The sequence below is a fragment of the Micromonospora sp. NPDC126480 genome (assembly GCF_040302465.1).
Taxonomy (GTDB): Bacteria; Actinomycetota; Actinomycetes; order Mycobacteriales; family Micromonosporaceae; genus Micromonospora.
In genome coordinates, this window is sequence record NZ_JBEORU010000003.1 from 75,747 (window position 1) to 101,159 (window position 25,413).

The following is a 25,413-nucleotide window of genomic DNA, read 5'->3' on the forward strand; positions in this document are numbered from 1 at the left end:
CGCGCCGGGCCGCCACCGCGGGCGGGCTCAGCTCTGCAGCCGCCGGCGCAGCGTCACTTCCGTCCCGTCCGGGGTACGGCGGACCGACAGCTCCCCCAACGCCCGGATCAGCGTCAACCCGCGCCCCCGGAATCCGGAGCCGCTGGACTCGCGCCACCGGCCGCTGTCGCGGACCGTGGCCACCACCGTGCGGTCCTCGATGGTGACCTCGACGCCGATCGTCGTCTCGGCCGGGTCGACGGGGTGCTCGATGGCGTTCGCCGCCGCCTCGGAGACGGCCACGGTCAGATCGAACAGGTCGGTCTCACCGACGTCGTGGGCGACGAGGAAGTCCTCCAGCCGCTTGCGCAGCACGCTCAACCGGGTCGGGTCGGCGGGGAGCCGCAGGGCGAACCGGTTGAGTTCGGTCGCCTCGACCGCGAGGACCGCCACGTCGTCCCGGCGCGGCTGCTCGGCGACCCGCTGGACGACCGTGTCGACGAGGTCGGCGACGTGCTCACGGGGCGTCACCGCGTCCCGGCGGAGCTGCTCCAGCGCCGCATCGATGCCCTGATTCCGGTCCTCGATGAGGCCGTCGGTGAACAGCAGCAGTCGGCTGCCCGGGGTCAGCTCCCCCTCGACCGTCCGGTACGCGGTGCCGGGGATCGCACCGACCGGCGGGCCGAGCGCCCGGTCGTGCAGGAAGGCCACATCGTCTCCTCGGATCAGCAGCGGGGACGGGTGGCCGGCGCTCGCGTAGCGCAGCCGGCCGGTGCGGGGACTGAAGGCGAGGCAGACGACCGTGGCGAAGGAGCGCCCCTCGGTGGAGTCCACGAGGCGGTTGAGCCGGGTCAGCGAGGCGCCGGGATCGAAACCCTCAAGCACGTAGGCCCGCAGCGCGTTGCGCAGCTCGCCCATCGCCGCGGCGGCCCGGACGCCCTTGCCGACCACGTCGCCGATGACCAGCACGAGGGTGTCGTCGCCGAGTGCGATCGCGTCGTACCAGTCGCCACCGACCTCGACGTCGGTGGTGCCGGGCAGGTAGCGGCTGGCCACGACGGCACCCGGCAGCTGCGGCAGCGAGCGGGGCAGCAGGCTGTGCTGGAGGGTGGTGGCGATGCGGTGCTCGGCCTCGTAGAGCTGGGCGTTCTCCAGCCGGACGCCGACCAGGCGGGCGAGTTGGGTGAGCGCCGTGTCGTCGGTCTCCGCGCGGTCACCGCCCGGGTACCAGACCCGCAGTTCGCCGAGTCGCTCGTCGGTGGAGCCGGTCAGCGGCAGCACGAGCGACGGGTCGGCCGCGGTGGTGCCGCCGGCGTCGGCCTCGAAGCGGGCGCCGGCGGCGTTGATCACGACCCGGGCGGCCTCGGCGAGGCTGAGCGCGTGCCGGGCGGCGACCCGGAGCACGTCGCCGGTGGAGCGGGCGGTGTTGACCGCGACGGCCGCGTCGGCGAGGGCCCGCAGCCGGCGGATCGCCTGGCCGCGCAGCTGGCCGAGTTCCACGTTCGCCCGGACGCGCGCGATCAGTTCCTGTCCGGAGAAGGGCTTCGTGAGGTAGTCGTCCGCGCCGACCGACAGCCCCGCCACGGCCTCGGCCGAGCCGGCCCGCGCGGAGAGCAGCACGATCGGCAGGTGCCGGGTACGCGGGTCGGCGCGCAGTGCCGCCACCAGGCCGAACCCGTCCAGCCGCGGCATCATCACGTCGGTCAGCACCAGGTCGTACGGGCTCTCGACGGCGGCCCGCAGCGCCTCGACGCCGTCGTTGACCGTCACCACCTCCCAGGACGGCGCAAGCAGGCGGGTCACGTGCTCGCGCAGGTCGGGGTTGTCGTCGGCGACCAGGATGCGGCCGGCGGCACTGGGCCCGCCGGTGGCCCCGCCGACCGCCGCGGCGGCGCCGTTCCGGCCGGACGTGCCGGCCCACAGCTCGGTCTCCGCCACGTGCAGCTCGGCCTGGGCCAGCTCGCCCGGCAGGGTGTCCGCCGCCTCGGCGACCCGCTCGGCCGGCAGGTGCGCGGACCCGAACGGCACCGTCACGGTGAACGTGCTGCCCGCGTCGACCGCGCTGCGCACCTCGACCCGCCCGCCGTGCATCTCGACCAGTTCCCGGACCAGCGCCAGACCGATGCCGGTGCCCTCGTGGGTGCGGGAGCGGACCCCGGGAACCCGGTGGAACCGCTCGAAGACGTGTGGCAGTTCCTCCGGCACGATGCCGACGCCGGTGTCGGCGACGTCCAGCCGGGCCGAGTCACCGGCGGCCCGGACGGTGACCCGGATCTCGCCGTCGAAGGTGAACTTGACCGCGTTGGAGACGAGGTTCAGGACGATCTTCTCCCACATGTCCCGGTCGACGTGGACCGGCGCGGGCAGCGGCGGGCAGTCCACCACCAGCCGCAGCCCGGCCCGCTCGGTGACCGACCGGAAGGTGCTGGCCAGCCGTGCGGTGTAGCCGGCCAGGTCGGTCGGCTGGTAGTGGGCGGCCGGCCGACCGGACTCCAGCCGCGAGAAGTCGAGGACCGTGTTGACGAGCTTGAGCAGCCGCAGCGCGTTGCGGTGCGTCATGGTCAGCCGGTCCGTGTACGCCTCCGGCAGCCGCGGATCGGCGAGCAGGTCCTCCAGCGGGCCGAGCACCAGCGTCAGCGGCGTACGGAACTCGTGGCTGACGTTCGCGAAGAAGTTGGTCTTGGCCCGGTCGAGCGCGGCCAGCTCGGCGGCGCGGGCCCGCTCCTGCTCGTACGCCTGCTGCCGGTCGACCGCGCGGGAGATCTGTGCGGCGAGCAGGTAGAAGAAGTTGCGGTATTCGTCAGAGAAGGCGAGGCGGGGCGAGACGCCGACGGTTAGCGTCCCGAACTGCTCGTTGGTCGCGGTGATCGGCAGGACCAGCGCCCGCTCGGCGCCGACCGGCGAGTCGAGCAGGTCGGTGACCGGAACGCCGGTCGGACCGTCGCCGGCGGCCAGCTCGTTGAGGAGCACCGGGGACGGCAGGGTGACCGGCGCCGGGTCGAGGCCGCTGTGCCCAGCGAGGGCGAGCCGGCCGCCGGCCTCCCGCAGGTGGATCAGCGCGAACGGCACGTCCGCCCGGTGCCGGTCGAGCACCCGGGCCGCGCTGCGACCGAGCTCGACCGTGCCGGTCACCTCGGTCAGTTCGCCGCCGAGCTCGGCGAGCGCCCGCAGCCGCCGCTCGCCCAGGACCCGGCCGGTGGTCTCCGAGACGATGCAGAACACCCCGCCGACGCGCCCGTCGGCGTCCCGGACCGGGTCGTAGGAGACGTCGAAGTAGACGGTCTCGAGGAACCCGTGCCGGTCGATGAGGAACGGGTGGTCCTGCCCGTAGTACGGCGTCCCGGTCCGGCGTACGCCGGTCAGCACCGGCCCGAGGACGTCCCACGTCTCCGCCCAGTGCTCCCGGGCCGGCTGCCCGATGGCGTGCGGGTGCTTGGTGCCGATGGTCGGGCGGTAGGCGTCGTTGTAGAAGGCCAGGCTCTCCTCGCCCCAGAACAGGACCAGCTGCGACCGGGACGCGAGCATCGTGCTGACCGCGTGGCTCAGCGCGGCCGGCCAGGTGTGCGGTGGGCCGATGGAGGTGGTGGACCAGTCGAACGCGCGGAGCCGTTCGCCCATCTCGCCACCGCTGTCGAAGGCAGCTTCGAGCAGCGGGGGAAGAGTCCCGTCAACGGGACCGCCCGACGGGCGTGCCCCCTGCGTGCCCTCCTGGGCCGAGCTCATGCAGCCTCCCGGTCCGGCCGTTCCCCGCCTCGGCCCGATGACCATCGGCGTGCCCGCCTTGTACCCCGACGGACCAGCAACGTAACGCATCGGCGAGGTTGTGCGCTGCTTAGCTGGCTCTCGCCGACGCCGACCCCATGCCCGGGCAGCGCGGCCGGGGGTCGGCGCGCCCGCGACTGTGGCGTCCGTCACGCCACACGGGCCGGTCTCCACTCGCGACCGGCGTGGCAGCGCCCCGCCACACCGCCCGGGTCGCCGCCGCGACGGACGCGGTGACGCCGGTCACCGGCCGGGTCACAGCGGGGTCACGTACGCGCCGGTGATCCCGCCGTCCACGACGAACTGCGCGGCGGTCATGAAGGAGGCGTCGTCGCTGGCCAGGAAGGCCACCGCGGCGGCGATCTCGGCCGGCTCACCGAACCGGCCCATCGGCACGTGCACCAGCCGCCGGGCGGCCCGCTCCGGGTCCTTCGCGAAGAGGTCGAGCAGCAGTGGCGTGGCGATCGGTCCGGGACAGAGCGCGTTGACCCGGATCCCCTCCCGGGCGAACTGCACGCCCAGCTCCCGGGTCAGCGCGAGCACGCCACCCTTGCTGGCCGTGTACGCGATCTGCGACGTGGCCGCGCCCATCAGCGCCACGAACGACGCGGTGTTGATGATCGACCCCTTGCCCTGCCGCCGCATGTGCGGGAGGACGTACTTGCAGCACAGGTAGACGCTTGTCGTGTTGACCCGCAGCACCCGCTCCCAGGCGTCCAGGCCGGTCGCCAGGATCGAGTCGTCGTCCGGCGGGGAGATCCCGGCGTTGTTGAACGCCACGTCCACCCGCCCGTGCCGGGCCGCCACGCCGTCGAACAGGTCCCGGACGGCCGCCTCGTCGGACACGTCCGCGCCGACGAACTCGCCGCCGACCTCGTCGGCGGCTCGCTTCCCGGCCTCCGGGTCGATGTCCACGCAGACCACGCGGGCCCCCTCGGCGGCGAACCGCCGCACCGTGGCCAGCCCGATCCCGCTGCCCGCTCCGGTGACCACGGCCACCCGGTCCTGCAACCGACCCCGCACCCTCTCACTCCTTCGTCGAGATGAACACGTTCTTGACGTCGGTGAAGGCGTGCAGCGCGTCCGGGCCCAGCTCGCGGCCCAGGCCCGAGCGTTTCATCCCACCGAACGGGGTCCAGTACCGCACCGAGGAGTGCGAGTTGACGCTGAGGTTGCCCGACTCCACCGCCCGGGCCACCCGGACCGCCCGCCCCACGTCCCGGGTCCAGATCGAGCCGGAGAGCCCGTACTCGGTGTCGTTGGCGAGGCGGACCGCCTCGGCCTCGTCGTCGAAGGGCAGCACCGAGACCACCGGGCCGAAGATCTCCTCCCGCCAGTGCCGGTCCGCCGGCGAGTCGGCCAGCAGCACCGTCGGGGCGTGCCAGAAGCCGGGGCCGTCCGGGCGGGAGCCGGTGAAGGCCACCCGGGCGCCGGTCACGTACCCGGCCACCCGGTCGCGCTGGCCCGCCGAGATGAGCGGACCCATCTCGGAGTTCTCGGCGGCCGGGTCCGCCACCCGCAGGGCACGCACGGCCGGTTCCAGCAACTCCAGGAACCGGTCGTACACCGGGCGCTGGACCAGGATCCGCGACCGGGCGCAGCAGTCCTGGCCGGCGTTGTCGAAGACCGCGTACGGCGCGGTGGCGGCGGCCTGTTCGAGATCGGCGTCGGCGAAGATCAGGTTCGCGGACTTGCCGCCCAGTTCCAGGGTCAGCCGCTTCACCTGGGCCGCGCAGCCGGCCATGATCCGCGTGCCGACCTCGGTCGAGCCGGTGAAGCAGATCTTGCGCACCGCCGGGTGGGTGACGAACCGCTCCCCCACCACCGGACCCGAACCCGGCAGCACCGTGAAGACACCGTCGGGGAGGCCCGCCGCGCGGCCCAGCTCGGCGAGGCGCAGCGCGGTGAGCGGGGTCAGCTCGGCCGGCTTGAGCACCACCGTGTTGCCGGCGGCGAGGGCCGGGGCGAAACCCCAGGCGGCGATCGGCATCGGGAAGTTCCACGGCACGATCACCCCGACCACGCCGAGCGGCTCGTGGAACGTCACGTCCAGGCCGCCGGGCACCGGGATCTGCCGGCCGGTCAGCCGCTCCGGGGCGCCCGCGTAGTAGTCGAGCACGTCCCGGACGTTGCCCGCCTCCCAGCGGGCGTTGCCGATCGTGTGCCCGGAGTTGCGCACCTCCAGCCGCGCCAACTCCTCCAGGTGCTCGTCGACGAGGACGGCGAACCGCCGCAGCAGCTTCGCGCGATCCCCCGGCGCGATCCCCCGCCAGTCCTCGTACGCGACGGCAGCCCGCCCGATGGCGGCATCGACATCCCCGGCCGACGTCGCCGGCACGTTGGCGACGACTTCCCCGGTAGCCGGATTGACAACCTCGCTCACCCGCCCCCCTCTCCGTCGATCATGGAGTCGTGGTGCCCCACAAGAGCCGCGAACCACCGTGAACCGCCCACCACAAGTCCATGATCGACCTGGCGGGACTGTCACAGGCGTTCGAAGCCACGGATCAGCTCCCAGTCCGTCACCGCCGCGTCGAAGGCCGCCAGCTCCACCCGTGCCTGGTTGGCGTAGTGGTCGACCACCTCGTCACCGAAGGCGTCGCGGGCCAGCGCCGAGTCGCGCCACAGGGTGTGCGCCTCGCGCAGGGTGCCGGGCACGCGCTCGGCGCGCATGTCGTCGTACGCGTTGCCGGTGCACTCCGGCCCCAGCTCCAGTTTCTGTTCGAGGCCGTGCACCGCGCCCGCCACCAGGGCGGCGATCGCCAGGTACGGGTTGACGTCCGCGCCGGGCACCCGGTTCTCCACCCGCATCCCCTCGCCGTGGCCGACCAGGCGCAGGGCGCAGGTGCGGTTGTCGGTGCCCCAGCGCAGCGCGGTCGGGGCGAACGACCCGGGCTGGTAGCGCTTGTACGAGTTGACGTTCGGGGCGAAGAACAGGCTGAACTCCCGCATCGTGGCGAGCAGCCCGGCGAGCACCCGCTGCCCGGTCGGTGACAGGTGCGCCGGGTCGTCGCCGGGCATCGCCGACCGCCCCTCCGTGTCCCGCACCGAGAAGTGGATGTGGCAGGAATTGCCCTCGCGCGCGTTCGGCTTGGCCATGAAGGTGATCGACATACCCTCCTGCGCGGCGATCTCCTTCGCGCCGTTCTTGTAGATGACGTGATGGTCGGCGCAGGCCACCGCCTCGTCGTAGCGGAAGGCGATCTCGTGCTGGCCGAGGTTGCACTCACCCTTGGCGCTCTCCGGGGTCAGCCCCGCGCCGGCCATCTCCGTGCGGATCCGGCGCAGCAGCGGCTCCACCCGCGCGGTGCCGAGCAGCGAGTAGTCCACGTTGTACTGGTTGGCCGGCGTGAGGTCCCGGTACGCGCGCCGCCACGCCTCCTCGTACGAGTCCCGGTAGAGCACGAACTCCAGCTCCGTGCCGGCGTACGCGGTCAGCCCGTGCGCGGCCAACCGGTCCAGCTGGCGGCGCAGGATCTGCCGGGGCGAGGCGACGACCGGACCGGCGCCGTCCAGCCACTCGAGGTCCGCCAGGAGCATCGCGGTGCCCGGCTGCCACGGCACCCGGCGCAGCGTGGCCAGGTCGGGAACCATCGCGAAGTCCCCGTAGCCGCGGTCCCAACCGGCCATCGCGTAGCCGTCGACGGTGTTCATGTCGACGTCGACGGCGAGCAGGTAGTTGCAGCCCTCGCTGCCGTGCGTGACCACCTGCTCCAGGAAGTAGGGCGCGTGGAACCGCTTGCCCTGCAGGCGCCCCTGCATGTCGACAAGGGCGAGCACCACGGTGTCGATCACGCGCTCGGCGACGGCGACCCGCAGTTGTTCCAGCGTGAGCGGAGCCTTCCTCATCTGCGAGCCTCCATGCGAAAGGTCTACTACCAAACCTTTGTACCCGTCAATGGCCGGCTCAGGTGAGCAGGCCGCGCAGCAGCTCCGCCGTCGCGTCGCAGTGCTCCTCCATCGCCGCGCGCGCACCGTCCGGGTCGCCGGCCAGGATCGCGTCGACGACGCGGGCGTGCTGCTCGTCGGAATGGTCGAGGTTCCTCGTGATCACCGGGATGGCGGCGAGGAGCCGGTCGAGGGTCAACTGCACGTCGGCGACGGCCGCGGCGAGCGACGGGGAGCCGCTGGCCGCGGCGATCAGCAGGTGCAGGCGTGAGTCCGACACGCGACGGGTGAGCGGGTCGCGGTCCCGGGAGGCGGCCAGCGCCGCGACCAGGTGCTGCCGCTCCCCGGCCGGCAGGCTCCGGTCCGCCGCCAGGGCCGCCGCGCCCGACTCCAGCACCCGGCGGAAGTCCAGCGCGTCGTGCAACCGCTCGCCCATCTCGCGGGCCAGTTCACCGGCGTCCGGGCGTCCCAGCCCGGCACCGTGCCCCGGCCGGGGCGAGAGTACGAAGGTTCCGCCGTACCGCCCGCGACGGGACTCCAGGTAGCCCGCGTCCCGCAGGGCCCCGATCGCCTCCCGGAGGGTCACCCGGCTGACCTGCAGGCGCTCGGCCAGTTCCCGCTCCGCGGGCAACCGCTCGCCGGCCCGGACCATGCCGAGCTTGATCGCCTGCGCCAGCCGCGCGACGGTGATCTCGAAGGCGTTGCCGCCCCGCACCGGTCGCCACGCCGGCAGCGCCGGCACCCCCGTCGGCGGCGTCCGCGGCCCGTCCCCGGTCCGGAGCCCGTCGGCCCGGGCCGCTCCGGCACCCGTACCGGCGGGCATCGGCCCGGGGCCGGCGTCACCCCGCTCGGCGGCACGGATCGTCATCGGCCGTCCTTCCCCTGCGTCCGGGTGGCGGACGCCCGTCGGCGACCGCCACCCGGGCAACCTAGCTCTGGTCGGCGGTCGGCCCGGTGACGGGCTCGGCACCCGTCGCCGGCTTGGGGATCACCGGGTCCGGCACGTTGTGACGGGGGCCGGTGAACCAGCGCCGGGCGCTGAGCATCCACCACAGCCACGCCCCGCCCAGGACGACGCCGACCGCGACGATCGTGTAGTTGAAGGTGCTCGGCGTGATCGGGCTGCTGGTCGGCAGCACGAACAGGACGCAGATCAGCGCGACCCAGACGATCGCGATCCACCCGACCGGCCCGCTCCAGCGACCGAGGTTCCACGGCCCGACCTGGAACTCCGGTGTGCGCCGACGCAGGAAGACCGGCGCCACGTACGCGATGTAGAGGCCGATCACCGCGATCGAGGTGGCCGCCAGGTAGGCGGTGGTGTTCCACAGCGACGGCACGACCAGCAGGGACGAGCACCCGACGCAGAGCCAGATCGAGTTCGTCGGCGTGCCGGTACGCGGGTTGACGCGCTTCCAGACCCGGGAGCCGGGCAGCGCCCCGTCCCGGCTGAACGCGTACGCCATGCGGGAGTTCGCCGTGACCGAGGCCATGCCGCAGAAGAACTGTGCGACCACGCAGATGAACAGCAGGAACGTTCCGAGGTCGCGTCCCGCCGCGTCGATGAAGATCTGCGCCGGAGGCAGGCCCAGCTCCGTCGTCCGCTGCGCGTCGTAGTCCTGGATGGACCACGTGATCGCGAAGAGGAGCACGAAACCGGCGGCGACCGAGGCGACGACGGACATCACGATCCCGCGCGGCGCGGAGCGGGAGGCGTCGTGGGTCTCCTCCGCCACGTGGGCGCTGGCGTCGTAGCCGGTGTACGTGTACTGGGCCATCAGGAGACCGATCAGGACGGCGTACCCGGCCGCTCCGGCGAACGTGAAGCCCGTCTCGTTGCGTACCTCGAGGAAGACCTCGGAGACGGGTTTGTGCTGGTCCGGGACGATCGCCAGCACGGCGACGATGACGGCGACGCCGACCAGGTGCCACCAGGCGCTGATGTCGGAGAGGACCCGGACGAGGTTGACGCCGAAGGTGTTGAGCAGACCGTGGGCGGTGATGATCAGCAGGAAGATCAGGAAGGTGCGTTCGGCGGTCACCTCCATGTCGAACGTGAGGCTCAGGAAGGCCGACGTGGTGATCGCCGCCCCGAAGTCGATCGCGGCGGTCACCGCCACCTCGCCCAGGAAGTTGAACCAGCCGACGAACCAGGCCCAGGCGGCCTTGTTCCGTTTGGCCAGCGCGGCGGCCCACCAGTACAGGGCGCCGGCCGTGGGGTAGACCGAGCAGATCTCGGCCATGGCCAGCGCCACGAAGATCACCATGCCGCCGACGAAGAGCCAGCCCAGGGTTATCGCCATCGGGCCGCCGGCGGTCATGGCGATGCCGTACGACGTGATCGCGCCGGCCAGGATCGAGATGATCGAGAATGAGACCGCGAAGTTGGAGAAGCCGGACAGCTTGCGGCGCAGCTCCTGCCGGTAGCCCAGCTGCGCGAGCCGCTCCTCGTCCGTCACCGCGGATGGTCGGGGTACTCCGTCCTGAATCGTCGAGCCCATCGGTGTCTCCCTTGGACGAAGGGTGTGACTGTGACCTGCGTCACCGCCTGACGGGATGATGAGCCCGCCGACTCACGCAGGTCAATGGAGATCGACCGAAAATCGTTCCGGACCAGACCATTAACCGATGTCGGCGTCGGCGCCTCCGGCCCGAAATGCGTTGCGGGCCCGCCCGGCCCGAGCGCATCCTTGACCTCGTGGCCAGGCCCGATCGCGACGGGCCAGCGCCGGGCGCTCGGCAACGCCCGGCCCGCGGCGGCGCGGGGCATCGACCATCTCTCTCTCACGCACGGCGCTCCGCCGTGCCCGACCGGTCCCCCCGCGCCGCCGCCCGTCCGCCGGCCCCGCCCGGCCGTCAGGCGAACAGCAGGCCGGCCACCCACAGGGCGGCCACGGTCAACCCGGCGAGGAACTCCACCAGCATCGAGAGCCCGGCCGCTTTGAGCGCGTGCACGGTCGACGGCCAGGCGAGCCGGTTGCTGCCCAGCCGCAGCCGCTCGGCGCCCCACACCCCGCCCACGAAGCCGAGCACCAGCCCCACCACGGGCACCACGAAGAAGCCGACCAGGCCGAGCAGCCCGCCGGCGAGCAGCGACGACGTGGGCACCCCGCTCTGCTTGAGGTTGCGCCCCGGCCAGGCGTACTTGACCACCGCCCCACCGGCCACCACCACCGTGGCGAGGGCGAGCACCAACCACCGCCCCGGGCCGGCCCCGCCGAACAGCGCCCAGACCAGCACACCGCCCCAGCACAGCGGCAGCGCCGGCAGCCCCGGCACCACCACACCCGCCAGCCCCGCCACGATGGCCAGCCCGGCGACAAGCGACACCACCGCCTGCGTATCGGTCAGACCCACGCCGCCGCCCCTCCGATCGCGTGCCCGCTCGCCGGCCGACCACCGCGGCCGGTCGGCCACCACACCCGGCCGTCCGACCGTACGCCGGTCACGTCGCCGCCCCGCGGAGGCGGGCGGTGATCTCGCCGGCCGGCACCGGCGGGCCGAACCAGCGGCCCTGGCCGGTGTCGCAGCGCAACGCCCGCAGCCGCTCGGCCTGCACCTCGGTCTCCACCGCCTCGGCGGTGACCCACAGCTCCAGCGCGTGCGCCAGCCGCACCAGGGCGTCCACGATCCGCTCGTCCCGGTGCCCGGTCGCCGCCTCCGGACCGTCCTCGCGGATCCCCTCCACGAACGGGCCCGCCAGCTTCAAGCACTGGATCGGCAACCGCCGCAGGTACGCCAGATTCGAGTACCCGGTGCCGAAGTCGTCGATCGCCAGCCGTACCCCGAGCCCCGCGAGCTGGTACAACGACCGCAGCGGCTCCCCGGCGGTGCCCATCACGGCACTCTCGGTCAGCTCCAACTGCAGGAGTTCGGCCGGGAGCCCGCTGCGCGCCAGAGCGTCCGCCACCGTGTCCACGATGGCCGGGTCCTCCACCTGCCGGGCCGCCAGGTTGACGCTGACGACGAGGCGGGCGTCCGGGAACTCGCGCCGCCAGGCGTCCGCGTCCCGGCACGCCTGCCGCAGCACCCACTCGCCGAGCCGGACGATCAGGCCGGTCTCCTCCGCCAGCCCGATGAACCGGTCCGGACCGACCAGGCCCAACTCCGGATGCTGCCAGCGGACGAGCGCCTCGACGGCCAGCATCGAACCCTCCAGGAGGGACACGATCGGCTGGTAGTGCAGCACGAACTCGCCCCGCTCCAGGGCCGCCGGCAGCCCGGCGACCAGCGCCGAGCGCGCGATGTCCTGCGCGCTGCGCTCCGGGTCCCACACCGCCCAGCGGCCCCGGCCCTCGGCCTTGGCCCAGTACAACGTGGTGTCGGCGGCCTTCATCAGCTCCGACGCGTCGGTCGTGCCCACCGGACACTCGACGATGCCGACGCTCGCCGAGACCGCGAGCTGGTGGTCGCCGACGCGGACCGGCGCGGAGACCGCGGCGAGCGCCGCCTCGGCGACCCCCACCACGTCGTCGATCTCCTCACCGTCCTCGACCAGGATGACGAACTCGTCGCCACCCATCCGGGCGACCAGGTGGCCGCGGGCCGCGACGCAGTCGGCCAGCCGGTCGGCGATCGCCACGAGCAGGCGGTCCCCCAGGTCGTGCCCGAGGCTGTCGTTGACCGCCTTGAACCCGTCCAGGTCCAGGAAGCAGACGCCGACCCGACGCTCGGGACCGGCGGTCTCGAAGAGCAGGTTGAGCGTCTCGAAGAACAGGGTCCGGTTCGGCAGGCCGGTGAGCGGATCGTGCAGCGCCTGGAAGCGGAGCCGCTGCTGAAGCTCGTACCGCTGGGTGATGTCCTCGATCATCGCGACGGTGAACCGGGGCCGCCCGTCGTCGTACCGGACCAGCGAGACGGCCAGATCGGTCCAGACGACGCTGCCGTCCTTGCGGTAGTAGCGCTTCTCCACCCGGGCCGAGTCGTGCTTGCCCTCGATCAGCTCCTGGTACAGCTCCCACATCCCCACCGCGTCGTCCGGATGGAACAGCGACGCCACGTTGATCTGCCGCAGCTCCTCGATCGAGTAACCGAGCATGTCGGAGAACGCCTGGTTGACGTCGAGGACGTGGCCGTCGACCCCGGCGATGCCGATCCCGATGGCCGCGCCGGCGAACACCGCCCGGAAGCGCGCCTCGCTGTCCCGCAGGGCCTGCTCCACCTCGTCCCGCGCCTGCCAGGCGGACCGCGCGATCCGCTCCTGCTGGGTGAAGGTGCGGTCGCGCAGCGCCCGGGCGAACCCGGCGGCGAGCGCGCCCTGCAGCGCCGCGACGCGCTCCGCCGTACGCGCGGTACGCGGATGGTCGGGCAGCACGCGGTCGAGGAAGCGTTCGCCGAGCGCCCGCACCGACCAGTCGAGCACGCCCGGCTCGGTCAGGTGCGCCTCGACCAGCGCCCGGCCGACCTCGTCCGCCGGGCCGGCCGTGAACGGCTCGGCGAGCAGCGCCGCCGCCAGCCGGACGGAGTGCAGGTGCAGCAGCCGCTCGGTCTCGCCCGCGCTGAGCGGCACGAAGCCGAGCCGGCGCACCGCGCGGGCCCACTCGGCCGCGTACCCCTGGGCGCCGCCGACGTCGCGCCCGCCCGGCTTCCGGACGGCGGCCACCTCGATCAGCCGGCCGGTCGGTCGTACCGGGCCACGCCGCCGAAGGCGCCGAACTGCTCCGGCTTGTCGTCCACGTCGGACGGCGAGTCGGGCCGCCACAGCGGCATGTGCACGACCCCCGGCTCCAGGATCGTCCAGTCCCCGAAGAAGCCGGTGATCTCGGCACGGGAACGCAGGGTGATCTCCGTGTCGGTCCGCGCCGACAGCCGCTGAGCGTCGAGCATCTCCTGCGGCTGGTCCTCGTACGTCGAGTGGGAGATCACCAGATGGCTCCCGGGGGCGGCGGCGGCCCGCAGCGTGGCCAGGACGTCGCCGGGACGGTCCGCGTCCGGGATGAAGTGCACCACCCCGGCGAGCAGGATGCCCAGCGGACGGTCGAAGTCGATCAGCCCGGACTCCCGGGCCCCGGCGAGGATCCGCTCCGGCTCGCGCAGGTCGGCGTGGAGGACGCCGGTCAGGTCGTTGCCGGCCAGCAGTTCCCGGCTGTGGGCCACCGCGACCGGGTCGATGTCCACGTAGACGACCCGCGCCTTCGGGTTGGCGGACTGGGCCACCTCGTGCACGTTGCCGACCGTGGGGATGCCGGAGCCGATGTCGAGGAACTGATCGATGCCGGCGTCCAGCAGCACCCGAACGGCACGGCGCAGGAACTCGCGTCCGGCACGCATCGTGGCCGCGAGGTTCGGGGTCATGCTCGCGATCTGCTCGGCGAGCTGCCGGTCGATCTCGAAGTTGTGGGCGCCGCCGAGGAAGTAGTCGTACACCCGGGCCGCGCTCGGCCGGGAGAGGTCGATCTCGGTGGGAAGTCCGTCCGGCATCTGCACTGTGCTGCACCCCAAGTCGTCGCCGCGGTGCGGGAGGGAACCGGTGTCGAGCGTGCGGACACGCGGAGGCCCACCGGCCGACCCGCGGATCGTGTGGTCCACACCACTCTAGGCGCGCCGCACCCCGGACGGGAGAGTCGAGCGCGCCACTTCCCCCCGCCGCCGGATGGCCGACCACCCAGGGTGACCGTCCGAAGTCGATCGACCACAGTGGCCGCTCGATGGCGAGCAGCGGCACGGCGGGCGGCGGCTGTCAGTCGGCGGACTCCAGCAGGAGCGAGATCCCCTGGCCGACTCCGACGCACATCGTGGCCAGCGCCCGCCGGCCGCCGCGTCGGCGCAGCTCGAGCGCGGCGGTCAGGGCCAGCCGCGCTCCGCTCGCGCCGAGCGGGTGACCCAGCGCGATGGCGCCGCCGTTCGGGTTGACGTGCTCGGCGTCCTCGGGCAGGCCCAGCTCGCGCAGCACCGCCACGGCCTGCGCGGCGAACGCCTCGTTCAGCTCGATCACGTCGACCTCCCCCAACCCGAGGCCGAGCCGGTCGAGCAGCCGCCGGGTGGCCGGCACCGGGCCGACGCCCATGACCCGCGGCGGCACGCCGGCCGCCGCGGCACCGGAGACACGGGCCAGCGGGACCAGGCCGTACCGCGCGACGGCCGCCTCGGAGGCCACGAGCAGGGCCACCGCGCCGTCGTTCACCCCGGAGGAGTTGCCGGCCGTGACCGTGCCACCGGCCCGGAACGGGGTGGGCAGGGCGGCCAGCTTCTCCAGCGAGGTCTCCCGCGGGTGCTCGTCCACCTCGACCAGCTTCGTCTCCCGCCGGCCGGCCGGCGCCGCCACCGGCACGATCTCCTCGGCCAGCCGGCCGTCGGCCTGCGCCTTCGCCGCACGCTGCTGGGAGCGGTACGCGAACTCGTCCTGGGCGGCACGGTCGATCCCGTGCTCAGCGGCCACGTTCTCCGCGGTCTCCGGCATCGAGTCGGTGCCCCACCCCTGCTTCATCAGCGGGTTGACCAGCCGCCAGCCGATCGTGGTGTCGCAGACCTCCGCGGTACGGGAGAACGCGGTCTCGGCCTTGGGCAGCACGAACGGCGCGCGGCTCATGCTCTCCACGCCGCCGGCCACGACCAGGTCGGCCTCGCCCGCGACGATCGACCGGGCGGCGGTGGCGAGGGCGTCCAGGCCCGAGCCGCAGAGCCGGTTGACCGTGCTGCCCGGCACCTCTTCGGGCAGCCCGCCGAGCAACGTTGCCATCCGCGCCACGTTGCGGTTGTCCTCGCCGGCCTGGTTCGCGCAGCCGAGGATCACGTCGTCGGTGCGGGCCCAGTCCACCGAGGGGTGCCGGGCGACCAACTCGCGGATCACGTGCGCGGCCAGGTCGTCGGGACGGACACCGGCGAGCGCGCCGCCGTACCGGCCGATCGGGGTGCGGACACCGGCCACCAGGTATGCCACGGTCATCGCGAGTCCTTCGGGGGTGGGAAGGGCGGGGTGGAGGCGTCCGCCGGGTCGCGGGTGACGCCTCGACGACAGGATATCCACGCCCGGAACGGATAGGTTGACGGCATGGCCGGGGCCCAGTTCAGCGCAGAGACCAGCGGCAGCGGCGAGTTCGTGCGCCAACGCAACCGCTTCACCGGCCGGGTCACCCCGGATTCCGACTCACCGCCCGGTGGCGGCCCGGACGCGCAGGGCCGCTGGCCGCTGGAGCCGGGCCGGTACCGGCTCATCTGGTGCCGGGCCTGCCCGTGGGCCCACCGGGCCCGGATCGTCCGGGGCCTGCTCGGGCTGGCGGACGCGATCTCGCTCGGCACCGTCGACCCGATCCGGGACGAGAAGGGCTGGCGGTTCAGCCTCGACCCGGACGGGTTCGACCCGGTGCTCGGCATCGGCTACCTCTCCGAGGCGTACCTGGCGACCGACCCCGACTACACCGGCCGGGTCACCGTCCCCGCGCTTGTCGACACCCTCACCGGCCAGGTGGTCACCAACGACTACCCGCAGCTCACACTCGACCTGTCGACGCAGTGGCGGTCGCTGCACCGGCCCGGCGCGCCGGACCTGTACCCGGAGGAGTTGCGGCCGGAGATGGACGCCCTGATGGCCGAGATCCACCGGGACGTCAACAACGGCGTGTACCGGTGCGGGTTCGCCACCACCCAGTCCGCGTACGACGACGCGTTCCGGGCGTTGTTCGCGCGGCTGGACGCGCTGTCCGAGCGGCTGGCCGGGCGGCGCTACCTGATGGGGGACTCGATCACCGAGGCGGACGTGCGCCTGTTCACCACGCTGGTCCGCTTCGACGTGGCGTACCACGGGCACTTCAAGTGCAACCGGCACAAGCTGACCGAGCTGCCGGTGCTGTGGGCGTACGCGCGGGACCTGTTCCAGACGCCGGGCTTCGGGGAGACGGTGGACTTCGACCACATCAAGCGGCACTACTACGCCACCCACAAGATGATCAACCCGACCGGGATCGTCCCGCTCGGCCCGGACCTCTCCGGCTGGACCACGCCGCACGGGCGTGGCTGACCCGCCCGCCACCGGGGCCGGACGTCCGTCCGCCGATCCGCGACGTCAGGCACACGGCGGCACGCGTCCGGCCGTCGACGCCCCCGGCCGCCGGGCTGGCGGGACCAGGTGGCGGGCCGCCGCAATAGCGCCCCGGATCGCGGCCGGCGCCGCCGCCGGCAGCATCGTGGCGGGCGCGGTCGCGGTGACCGTCGCGGTGGTCGCCGGTCCCGGTCCGGGCCTGACCGGGTACGTCAGCGAGGCGGGCGTCACCGACAGCGCGTACGCGCCCGCGTACCGGATCGGGGTGTTCGCCCTGGCCGCCGGGGTGCTGCTGCTCGCCGCGGCGCTGCCGCCGGTCCTGCGCCTGGCCGCCAGCCTGCTCGCCGCCGGCAGCGTGTTCGCGCTGATCTCCGGCGCGGTGGCCTGCAGCGCGGGCTGCCCGCTGCCGCCGTACGAGCAGGCGACGCCGGCCGACCTGGTGCATGGCGGCGCGAGCATCGCGGCGGTCGGCGCGGTGGTCCTGGCGATGCTGACGACCGCGCTCACCCGGGACGCGCCGCGTGCCCTGCGTCGCCTCGCCGCTGTGGCGGCCGGCATCGCGCTGCCGCTCTCCGCCGCGACGGCGGTCGCCCTGCTCGCCGTCGGCCGGGGCGGCCTGCTCGCCCTGCTGGAACGGTTCCTCCTGCTGGTCTGCGCCCTCTGGGGTACCGCGACCGCCGCCACGCTCGCCCGGCGAAGCGGCAGTTGAGCCTCCGGCCGGCCGGTCGACCAGGCCTGGACCTCCCCCGGGCCTGGCCGCTCCCGTCCTCGTGCCGCGACGTGGGCACCTGACCGGGCGGCGGGGCGAAGGCCCCCAACACAGTTCTATGTAAGGAGCGTCACCGGATCCGCTCCTTCCTTTCCCGGTTGCTGCCGGCGTAGCGTCGACCGGCGATGACCAACGTCTGGAATCTCACCGTCCGCCTGTACGTCGATCTCCGACTGCAGGCCAGCGGTGTCTGTCCGGCGCGGCTGCACCCCTGACGCCGCCCTGACCGACTCCCTTCCAGACTTGGACCCTTCATGCGCAAGATCCCCTTTTCCGTGCAGATCCTGCTCGGCCTCGTCCTCGGCGTGGCGCTCGGCTTCGTCGCCCGCGCCTACGAGCTGAGCTGGCTGGCCGGCACCCTCGACACCGTCGGCGGCGTCTTCGTCCAGCTGCTCAAGCTGGCCGTACCGCCGCTCGTGTTCACCGCCATCGTGGTCAGCGTGGTGAGCCTGCGCGGCGTGGCCAACGCCGCCCGGCTGGCGCTCAAGACCCTGCTCTGGTTCGGCGCGACCGCGCTCGTCGCGGTGAGCGTGGGCATCGGCCTCGGGCTGCTCACCGACCCCGGCCGCGGGGTCACGCTGGACACCGCGGCCGCCACCGCCCCGAAGAAGACAGGCTCCTGGACGGACTTCCTGACCGGCATCGTGCCGACCAACCCGGTCGGCGCGTTCGTCGAGGGCAACGTCCTGCAGATCGTCTTCCTCGCACTCATCGTCGGCGCCGCCGCGCTGCTGGTCGGCAAGGCCGCCGAGCCGTTCGTCGAGCTGAACCGGGCACTGCTGGAGATCGTCCAGAAGGCGCTGTGGTGGGTGATCCGGCTCGCCCCCATCGGCACGCTGGGCCTGATCGGCAACGCCGTCGCCTCGTACGGCTGGGACCTGCTGGCCCCGCTCGCACGCTTCACCACCGCCGTGTACGTCGGCTGCGCGATCGTGCTGTTCGCGGTCTACCCGCTGCTGCTGGTGGCGGCCGGGCGGCTCAACCCGCTGCGCTTCTTCGCCGGCGCCTGGCCGGCGATCGAGCTGGCCTTCGTCTCGCGCTCCTCGGTGGGCACCATGCCGGTGACGCAGCGCTCGGTCGAGCGGCTCGGCGTCCCCCGCGAGTACGCCTCGTTCGCGGTGCCGTTCGGCGCGACCACGAAGATGGACGGCTGCGCGGCGATCTACCCGGCTCTGGCCGCGATCTTCGTGGCCCAGGTCTTCGGCGTGGACCTGGGGTTCACCGACTACCTGCTGATCGCGTTCGTCTCGGTGGTCGGCTCCGCGGCGACCGCCGGCCTCACCGGGGCGATCGTGATGCTCACGCTCACCCTGAGCACGCTCGGCCTGCCGCTGGCCGGCGCCGGCCTGCTCCTGGCCATCGACCCGATCCTGGACATGGTCCGGACGGCGACAAACGTGGCGGGCCAGGCGCTCGTGCCGACGATCGTCGCCGCCCGCGAGGGCACCCTCGACCGGGCCGCGTACGACTCGGCCGGCCGGCGGACCCCCGGTGAGCGGACCGCGGTCGAGCGTGATCCGCAGGACGCCCGGGACGGAAGGCTGGCGCCCGCCCCGGCCTGAGCGACCCGTTCGCCGGTGCGGGCACCCGGCGGGTGTCCGCACCGGTCCGCCGCCCCACGCACCGTCCCACGCCGACCCGACCGCGACGGAGGGCAGCTCCGCCGCGTTGCCTGGAGGATGACCCCATGACCGCCCTCTTCACCCCGCTCGCCCTGCGTGCGGTGACCCTGCCCAACCGGGTCGCTCTCGCGCCGATGTGCCAGTACTCCGCCGGCCCCGACGGCCTGCCCACCCAGTGGCACCTCGTGCACCTCGGCACCCGCGCCGCCGGCGGCGCCGGTCTGGTGCTGACCGAGGCGACCGCGGTCGTACCCGAAGGGCGGATCAGCCCGCAGGACACCGGCCTCTGGTCGGGCGCGCACGTCGACGCCTGGCGGCCGGTGACCTCGTTCGTCGCCGCGCAGGGCGCAGTGCCGGCGGTGCAGCTGGCGCACGCCGGGTTCAAGGCCTCGACGTACCGACCGTGGGCTCCCCGGCGGGGCGGGGTCCCGGACGCCGAGGGCGGCTGGACGCCGGTCGGTCCGGGCGACGAACCCTTCGTCGCCGATTACCGCCGGCCGGCCGCGCTCGACGAGGCCGGCATCGCGGAGGTGGTCGAGGCGTTCGCGGCGGCGGCCGGCCGCGCCGTCGACGCCGGTTTCCGCGCCGTGGAGATCCACGCGGCGCACGGCTACCTGCTGCACGAGTTCCTGTCGCCGCTGACCAACCGCCGCACCGACGGCTGGGGCGGCGACCGCGCCGGGCGGATGCGCCTCACCCTCGCCGTGGCGCGCGCGGTCCGCGCGACGGTCGGGGAGGACGTGCCGGTCCTGGCCCGGATCTCCGCCACCGACTGGGTCGACGGCGGCTGGACCGTCGAGGACAGCGTTGTTCTCGCCGGCGAGCTGGCCCGCGCCGGCGTCGACCTGGTCGACTGCTCGTCCGGCGGGGCGTCACCCGACGCGAGCGTGCCCGTCGGGCCGGGCTACCAGGTGCCGCTCGCCGCCCGGATCCGGCGCGAGGCCGGGGTCGCGACCGGCGCGGTCGGTCTGATCGTCGAACCGGAGCAGGCCGAGCAGATCGTGGCGACCGGCGCGGCCGACCTGGTGCTGCTCGGCCGCGAGCTGCTCCGGGACCCGTACTGGCCGCACCGCGCCGCCGCCAAGCTCGGCGCCGCACCCAGCTGGCCCTCCCAGTACCTCCGCGCCACCTGACCCGGCTCCCGCGGGCGGGCGCGGGTTCAGCCGGCCAGGTGGGACCAGGCCGGTTCCAGGTCGCGCCAGGGGCCCTGGGCGGCGACCCGGCCGTTGTCCAGGACCACGACGTGGTCGGCCCGAACCAGCGCCGCCCGCTTCGACGTCGAGCCCACCACGGTGACGCCGTGCCGGCGCAGCGCCTCCCACAGCGCCAGCTCCGTGGTGACGTCCAGCGCCGAGGACACGTCGTCGGCGACCAGCAGTTCGGTACGCGGCGCGAGCGCCCGGGCCAGCGCGAGGCGCTGGAGCTGCCCGCCCGACAGCCGGGTCCCCTTGTGCCCGATGACCAGCCCGAGGCCGGACCCGGACGCCGCCAGGTCGTGGTCGAGCTGGGCGGTGGACACCGCGGCGGCCGCGTCCACCGGGTGGCCGAGGGTGATGTTGTCCGCGACCGTCCCGGACAGCACCCGGGGTAGCTGGCCGACGTAGCCGACCTGTTGCGGGCGCAGGAACAGCTCCGGCTCGGTCACCGGCTCGCCGTTCCAGGTCAGCCGGCCGGTGTGCGGCACGATCCCGGCCAGCGCCCGCAGCAGCGACGACTTCCCCGAACCGACCCTTCCCACCACAAGCACGAGCTGGCCGCGCTGCACGGTCAGGTCGACATCCCGGACGGCCGGCACGCCGTCGGCGTGCCGGACGCCGAAGCCGGACAGCTCCAGCCGGCGGAGCGGGTGGCGGGGCGGCACCGGCGGGGCCGGAGCGCTGCCGGCCGCCAGGTCCACGCCCGGCACCTCCGTCGAGTACGCCGGCATCCCGGTCATCGCCACCGTCCGGTGGGTCCACACGCGCGCCGAGGGCACCTGGGAGAGCAGCGACGCCGTGGTCCAGGCGAACCAACGCGCCGCCGCCAGGGTGGCCACGGCGACCAGGGTCGCGCCGGCCGACAGTCCACCGGCCAGGTACAACCCCCACGCGCCGATCGGCAGCAGCCCGCTGACCAGCGAGGGCGTCGACCGGGACCACACCTGCACGGAGATCTCCCGGCGCTGCCGTTCACTGCGGGTCACGTCCAGGTCGGCGAGGTGCCCGAGCACGGGCCGGGTCGCGCCGGCCAGCTTCACCGTCCGGGCGGCGGACAGCGAGGACACCAGCGCCGTCGCGAACGCCGCCCGGGCCGCCACCGTCTCCCGGGCGGTGCGCTCCAGGCGCGGGCCGAACAGCGTCGCGGCCAGCCCGGAGACCACCATCGTCCCGGCGAAGAAGAGCCCCGGTACGACGCTGCCGGAGATCGCTGTCATCGCCACCAGCAGGACGACGGCGGCCGCCTGGTCCAGCAGGTTGTCCGCCAGCTGCACCACCCGCTCGGTGTCGCCGCCCTGGGCGACCACCTCGGCCGGGGTGTGCGTGCTGACCCGTCGCGGTCCGGTCTGCCCGTGCACCAGCCGTAGGCTGATCCGCAGCATCTGCCGTACCCACCAGCCGGGGAACCAGATGCTCGTGTACCAGGGGATCGGCAGCGTCACGAGCAGCCCGGCGGCGATGCCGAGCGCGGGCAGCCACGGGTTCCCGACGCCGTCGACCACGTCCGCCCAGAGCCACGGCAGCAGCGGGCCGTCCAGCCCCACAAGAACCAGCACCATGAACAGCGCGAGCGCCGCCAGCCCGTACCTCGGGTCGTTGCCGACCAGTCGGACGATCTCCCGCAGCGTCCGCCGGTGGCTCGCCGCCGGCGGTGGCGTGTTCTCCGGCCGGCCGGCGGGCGCGGACGGCGCGCGGTCCGGCGGCGGCAGGACCGGGTCGGCCGTGCCGTCCGGGTCCGGTCCCTCGAGCAGGTCCAGGCCGCCGCCGCTGCCGCCGCGGGCACCGGTGCGGGCGTACGCGGCGGTGTGGCTGGTGGCGAGCAGTTCGGCGAAGCGCGCCGACTCCCGCAGCGGCCCGGCCTCGACCACCACCCCGTCGGCGAGCACGACCACCTCGTCGCAGTGCCGCACCGAGGAGAGCCGGTGGGCGATGACGATGCCGATCCGGTCCCGCAGCAGCCGCTCGGTGGCGCGCTGCACCCGCGTCTCGGTGACCGGGTCGAGCCGGGCGGTCGCCTCGTCCAGGATCACCACGTGCGGGTCGCGCACCAGGATCCGGGCGAACGCGACCAGTTGCTCCTGCCCGGCCGAGAGCACGTGCCCGCCCTCGCCGAGCCGGGTGTGCAGCCCGTCGGGCAGCTCCGCGATCCAGCCGGCGAGACCCAGCTCGTGCAGCGCACGGGCCGCGTCGTCGATCAGGTCCGGGTCGAAGAGGGCGACGTTCTCGGCGAGTGTGCCGGCCAGGATCTCGGTGCGCTGCGGCACCACCGCGACCCACCGGCGCAGCTGCTCGACGTCGAGGTCACGCAGGTCCCGGTCACCGAGCATTACGGTGCCGGGCGGCACGTCGACCGCCCGGGTGAGCACCTTCGCCAGCGTCGACTTGCCCGAGCCGGTGCGGCCCACCAGCGCGTACGAGCGGCCGCGGGTGAACGTCAGGTGGACGTCGCGCAGGGCCGGGCCGCGGGTGCCGTCGGCGGCCGGGTAGCGGAACGTCAGGCTCCTCACCGCCAGGTCGCCGTCGACCGGGGCCAGGCCGCCGACGGGTTCCTGCGGGGAGTCCTCCAGCAGCTGTACCCGGCCCCAGGCGCCCAGCGCGTACTGGAGTTCCGGCACCATCCGGCTGACGTGCTCGACGGTGGCGCCGAAGGCGATGGCCAGCAGCCAGACGGCGGTGAGCCGGGCGCCGTCCATCCGTCCGGTGGCCAGCGCCCAGGCCCCGGTCAGCACCACGGCGGCGATGCCGGCGCGGGTGACGCCGGCGGCCACGGTGGTGATCTTCGCCGACATTCTCCACACCCGCATTCCGCGGGAGAGCACGGCCGCCGCCCGCGTCGCGTACAGCCGCAGCACGTACGGCTGCGCGAGGCTGGTGCGGACGTCGTCCTGGCCGTGGATCGCCTCCTCCATCACCGCCGCCAGGTCGGACCAGGCCTCCTCCTCCGCCATGCGCGCCGGCACGATCCGCGCCGTCGGCCGGCGCAGGCCGACCGCCAGCCCTCCGGCGAGCAGCAGCATGGTGAGGCCGGCCGGCCACCAGACACCCACCGCGACGACCGCCGACAGCACACCCACCGCGAGCATCTGCGCGATTCGGACGCCCTGCGCCCGGATCGCGGCGGCGACCTGGTAGACGTCGCCGTCGATCCGGTCGAGCAGCTCCCCGACCGGCGTCGTCTCGAGGGTGGGCAGGTCCTGCCCGAAGGCGACCCGGCAGAGCCGGCGCCGGACGGCGGCGGACCAGTCGGCGGTGACCCCCGCCATCATCAGGCTGACCACGAGGTCGCTGACCACGGCGGCGATCAGCGCCACCGCGAGGACGGCGAAGTAGCCGCGTGAGCGGTGCAACAGGACCGGTCCGGCCAGCGCCGCGGCGGCCGCCTGGCCGCCGGCACCGAGCACGACCAGGACGGCCACGACCGCCATGCGGCGGGGCGCGGTGGCCCACATGTCGCGGAGCAGACGCACGGCGGGGACCCCTTACGGCAGGCGGTGGCGGTACGCCCAGCCTCACCGACGCGGCCCGGTCGCTCAACGCATTTACCCGTCGATGCGTCGCCGCCCGGTGACGCACCGTGTCGCGTTAACAAGGGGCCCTTCCTCTACCGGAGGCGTTAAGAAGGGGCCCTTCCTTTCAAAACAGGACGGTGGCCAGGGTGCCGACCGGGCGGAAGCCGCAGCGCTCGTACACCCGGCGCGCGGGCAGGTTGAAGTCGTTGACGTAGAGGCTCACGGTGGGCGCGACGCGCCGCAGCGCGTCGCGGACGACGGCGGCCATCGCCGCCGTGGCGATCCCCCGGCCCCGCCACTCGGGGGCCACCCAGACGCCCTGCACCTGGGCGGTACGCCGGGTCACGACCGCCAGTTCGGCCTTGAACACCACCCGGCCGTCGACGAAGCGGGCGTACGCCCGGCCGGCCCGGATCAGGTCCTCGACGCGCCGGCGGTAGCCGCGCCCGTCGTCCTCGGCCAGCGGCGAGACGCCCACCTCCTCGGTGTACATGGCCACGGCCGCCGGGAAGAGCCGGTCCACCTCGCCGCGGCGGACCCGGCGCACCTGCGGGTCGGGGGCCACGGCGGGGATCGCGTCGGTGGCGAGCAGGGGCTGGTTGGGCCGTACGTCGCGGGCCGGGCCCCAGGTCGGCGAGAGCCGGTCCCACAGCCCGAGCACGGCGTCGGCCCGCCCGACGATCGACGAGCAGAGCCGGTCCTCACCGGCGAGCAGGTCGGCGAAGGCGGCGACGGCCGGCTCGGTGGCGAGCACCGGGGTGAGGTTGCCGCCCAGCCAGCAGACCGATTCCAGGTGCCGGCGGCTCCCGTACCCGAGGACCCGTCCCTCGGCGCGCCACCAGGCCAGCCCCCGCGCGGCGACCCGCTCGGCGACCTGCGCGCCGCCGTACGGGTCGAGGTCGAGCAGACGCTCGACCGCGCGGCGCTCCGATTCCCCCAGTTGCCGTACCGGCGCCGTCAGCACGACTACCAGCCTGCCAGATCGGCGGGGGCCGCGTCGGTCGACCGCCGCAGTCGGCCGACGGCCCGTACGGACGCCGGACCGGGCGTTCGGGGTACTTGTCGATGATGTGTTGCCGATATATCGTTGATGCATCGACGATAGGAACCAGACAGAGGAGTACCCATGGGATTCCACCGACGGATGCACGCGCTGCACGAGGGTCGGATGCGCGGGTTCGGATTCCCGCCCTTCCCGCCCGGGCCGCACGGCCACGGGGGGCGCGGACGCGGCGGCCGGGGACGTGGCCGCCGGCCGAACGTCCGCGCCGCCGTCCTGGCCCTGCTCACCGAGCGGCCGATGCACGGCTACGAGATGATCCAGGAGATCGACTCCCGCACCGGCGGGGCGTGGCGGCCCAGCCCCGGATCGATCTACCCGACGCTTCAGCTCCTGGAGGACGAGGGCGTCATCGCCGCCAGTGAGTCCGGCGGCGGTCGCAAGCGCTTCGCGCTCACCGAGCAGGGCCGGCCCGAGGCGGCCGAGGCCGCCCAGACCCCGCCGTGGGCGGAGGTCGCCGAGAGCACGGTCACCAACTGGCACGACGTGCGGGAGGCCGGCGCGCAGGTGGTGCACGCACTGCGGCAGGTCATGCTGACCGGCAGCGACGAGCAGCGGGAACGCGCCGCCCAGGTGCTCGACGAGACCCGCCGCAAGCTGTACGCGATTCTCGCCGAGTCCGAGTGAGTTGGCGTGCGGAAAGGGGGCGCC

Annotated in this window: 17 protein-coding genes; 5 read left to right on the top strand and 12 right to left on the bottom strand. The window is 73.9% G+C overall.

All coding sequences use genetic code 11. The features are described 5' to 3' along the window. Positions 1 to 27 precede the first annotated feature (27 nt). The 10 genes from ABTW87_RS03645 to pcaF form a co-directional block, all read right to left on the bottom strand. Entirely contained in the window at positions 28 to 3,702 is a 3,675-nt protein-coding gene (locus tag ABTW87_RS03645; RefSeq protein WP_350648169.1) for a SpoIIE family protein phosphatase, read from the bottom strand. A 294-nt stretch (positions 3,703 to 3,996) separates the two neighbouring features. Further along, a complete protein-coding gene (locus ABTW87_RS03650) occupies positions 3,997 to 4,764 on the bottom strand; it encodes a 3-oxoacyl-ACP reductase (protein WP_350648170.1) in 768 nt (255 codons plus the stop codon). 4 nt (positions 4,765 to 4,768) lie between these two features. Then, the gene (locus ABTW87_RS03655; RefSeq protein WP_350648172.1) at positions 4,769 to 6,124 is read right to left on the bottom strand and encodes an aldehyde dehydrogenase family protein; all 1,356 of its coding nucleotides are present in this window, start codon (positions 6,122 to 6,124) and stop codon (positions 4,769 to 4,771) included. Between the two features lie 101 nt (positions 6,125 to 6,225). Continuing rightward, positions 6,226 to 7,590 (bottom strand): glutamine synthetase family protein, encoded by a 1,365-nt coding sequence (locus ABTW87_RS03660; protein WP_350648174.1) that lies wholly within the window; start codon positions 7,588 to 7,590, stop codon positions 6,226 to 6,228. A gap of 58 nt (positions 7,591 to 7,648) precedes the next feature. Further along, a complete protein-coding gene (locus ABTW87_RS03665; protein ID WP_350648176.1) occupies positions 7,649 to 8,497 on the bottom strand; it encodes a FadR/GntR family transcriptional regulator in 849 nt (282 codons plus the stop codon). A 61-nt stretch (positions 8,498 to 8,558) separates the two neighbouring features. After that, positions 8,559 to 10,130, bottom strand: a complete 1,572-nt coding sequence (locus ABTW87_RS03670; protein WP_350648178.1) for an amino acid permease — start codon at positions 10,128 to 10,130, stop codon at positions 8,559 to 8,561. Between the two features lie 355 nt (positions 10,131 to 10,485). Continuing rightward, entirely contained in the window at positions 10,486 to 10,986 is a 501-nt protein-coding gene (locus ABTW87_RS03675) for a DUF456 domain-containing protein (protein ID WP_350648180.1), read from the bottom strand. An 88-nt stretch (positions 10,987 to 11,074) separates the two neighbouring features. After that, the gene (locus ABTW87_RS03680) at positions 11,075 to 13,231 is read right to left on the bottom strand and encodes a putative bifunctional diguanylate cyclase/phosphodiesterase (RefSeq protein ID WP_350648182.1); all 2,157 of its coding nucleotides are present in this window, start codon (positions 13,229 to 13,231) and stop codon (positions 11,075 to 11,077) included. 5 nt (positions 13,232 to 13,236) lie between these two features. Continuing rightward, the gene (locus ABTW87_RS03685) at positions 13,237 to 14,055 is read right to left on the bottom strand and encodes an SAM-dependent methyltransferase (protein ID WP_350648184.1); all 819 of its coding nucleotides are present in this window, start codon (positions 14,053 to 14,055) and stop codon (positions 13,237 to 13,239) included. A 253-nt stretch (positions 14,056 to 14,308) separates the two neighbouring features. Next, a complete protein-coding gene (gene pcaF, locus ABTW87_RS03690; protein WP_350648186.1) occupies positions 14,309 to 15,514 on the bottom strand; it encodes a 3-oxoadipyl-CoA thiolase in 1,206 nt (401 codons plus the stop codon). Between the two features lie 105 nt (positions 15,515 to 15,619). On the opposite strand from pcaF, the gene ABTW87_RS03695 reads away from it, so the two are divergent. From ABTW87_RS03695 to ABTW87_RS03710, 4 genes are all read left to right on the top strand, one after another. Continuing rightward, positions 15,620 to 16,585 (top strand): glutathione S-transferase family protein, encoded by a 966-nt coding sequence (locus tag ABTW87_RS03695; protein WP_350648188.1) that lies wholly within the window; start codon positions 15,620 to 15,622, stop codon positions 16,583 to 16,585. Next, positions 16,578 to 17,315, top strand: coding sequence for a DUF998 domain-containing protein (locus ABTW87_RS03700; protein ID WP_350648190.1), 738 nt, complete (start codon positions 16,578 to 16,580; stop codon positions 17,313 to 17,315). The genes ABTW87_RS03695 and ABTW87_RS03700 overlap by 8 nt, the downstream gene beginning before the upstream one ends. 314 nt (positions 17,316 to 17,629) lie before the next feature. Beyond that, on the top strand, positions 17,630 to 18,937 hold the full coding sequence (locus tag ABTW87_RS03705) for a dicarboxylate/amino acid:cation symporter (protein ID WP_350648191.1): 1,308 nt from the start codon (positions 17,630 to 17,632) through the stop codon (positions 18,935 to 18,937). A gap of 125 nt (positions 18,938 to 19,062) precedes the next feature. Next, positions 19,063 to 20,130, top strand: a complete 1,068-nt coding sequence (locus ABTW87_RS03710; RefSeq protein WP_350648193.1) for an NADH:flavin oxidoreductase/NADH oxidase — start codon at positions 19,063 to 19,065, stop codon at positions 20,128 to 20,130. A 26-nt stretch (positions 20,131 to 20,156) separates the two neighbouring features. Here ABTW87_RS03710 and ABTW87_RS03715 read toward each other — a convergent pair whose 3' ends face one another. Both ABTW87_RS03715 and ABTW87_RS03720 read right to left on the bottom strand, forming a co-directional pair. Beyond that, positions 20,157 to 23,660 (bottom strand): ATP-binding cassette domain-containing protein, encoded by a 3,504-nt coding sequence (locus ABTW87_RS03715; protein ID WP_350648195.1) that lies wholly within the window; start codon positions 23,658 to 23,660, stop codon positions 20,157 to 20,159. A 166-nt stretch (positions 23,661 to 23,826) separates the two neighbouring features. Next, the gene (locus tag ABTW87_RS03720; protein WP_350648197.1) at positions 23,827 to 24,666 is read right to left on the bottom strand and encodes a GNAT family N-acetyltransferase; all 840 of its coding nucleotides are present in this window, start codon (positions 24,664 to 24,666) and stop codon (positions 23,827 to 23,829) included. Positions 24,667 to 24,828: 162 nt separating this feature from the next. Between ABTW87_RS03720 and ABTW87_RS03725 the strand changes: the two genes are divergently transcribed. After that, positions 24,829 to 25,389 carry a PadR family transcriptional regulator gene (locus ABTW87_RS03725; RefSeq protein ID WP_350648199.1) on the top strand — a complete coding sequence of 187 codons (561 nt, stop codon included), beginning with the start codon at positions 24,829 to 24,831 and terminating at the stop codon, positions 25,387 to 25,389. Positions 25,390 to 25,413 lie beyond the last annotated feature (24 nt).

What these genes read in the sequence shown, in the direction of transcription:
- ABTW87_RS03645 (WP_350648169.1), bottom strand. Translation starts at nt 3,702, where the DNA reads ATGAGCTCGGCCCAGGAGGGCACGCAGGGGGCACGCCCGTCGGGCGGT.
- ABTW87_RS03660 (WP_350648174.1), bottom strand. Translation starts at nt 7,590, where the DNA reads ATGAGGAAGGCTCCGCTCACGCTGGAACAACTGCGGGTCGCCGTCGCC.
- ABTW87_RS03665 (WP_350648176.1), bottom strand. Translation starts at nt 8,497, where the DNA reads ATGACGATCCGTGCCGCCGAGCGGGGTGACGCCGGCCCCGGGCCGATG.
- ABTW87_RS03670 (WP_350648178.1), bottom strand. Translation starts at nt 10,130, where the DNA reads ATGGGCTCGACGATTCAGGACGGAGTACCCCGACCATCCGCGGTGACG.
- pcaF (WP_350648186.1), bottom strand. Translation starts at nt 15,514, where the DNA reads ATGACCGTGGCATACCTGGTGGCCGGTGTCCGCACCCCGATCGGCCGG.
- ABTW87_RS03695 (WP_350648188.1), top strand. Translation starts at nt 15,620, where the DNA reads ATGGCCGGGGCCCAGTTCAGCGCAGAGACCAGCGGCAGCGGCGAGTTC.
- ABTW87_RS03705 (WP_350648191.1), top strand. Translation starts at nt 17,630, where the DNA reads ATGCGCAAGATCCCCTTTTCCGTGCAGATCCTGCTCGGCCTCGTCCTC.
- ABTW87_RS03710 (WP_350648193.1), top strand. Translation starts at nt 19,063, where the DNA reads ATGACCGCCCTCTTCACCCCGCTCGCCCTGCGTGCGGTGACCCTGCCC.
- ABTW87_RS03725 (WP_350648199.1), top strand. Translation starts at nt 24,829, where the DNA reads ATGGGATTCCACCGACGGATGCACGCGCTGCACGAGGGTCGGATGCGC.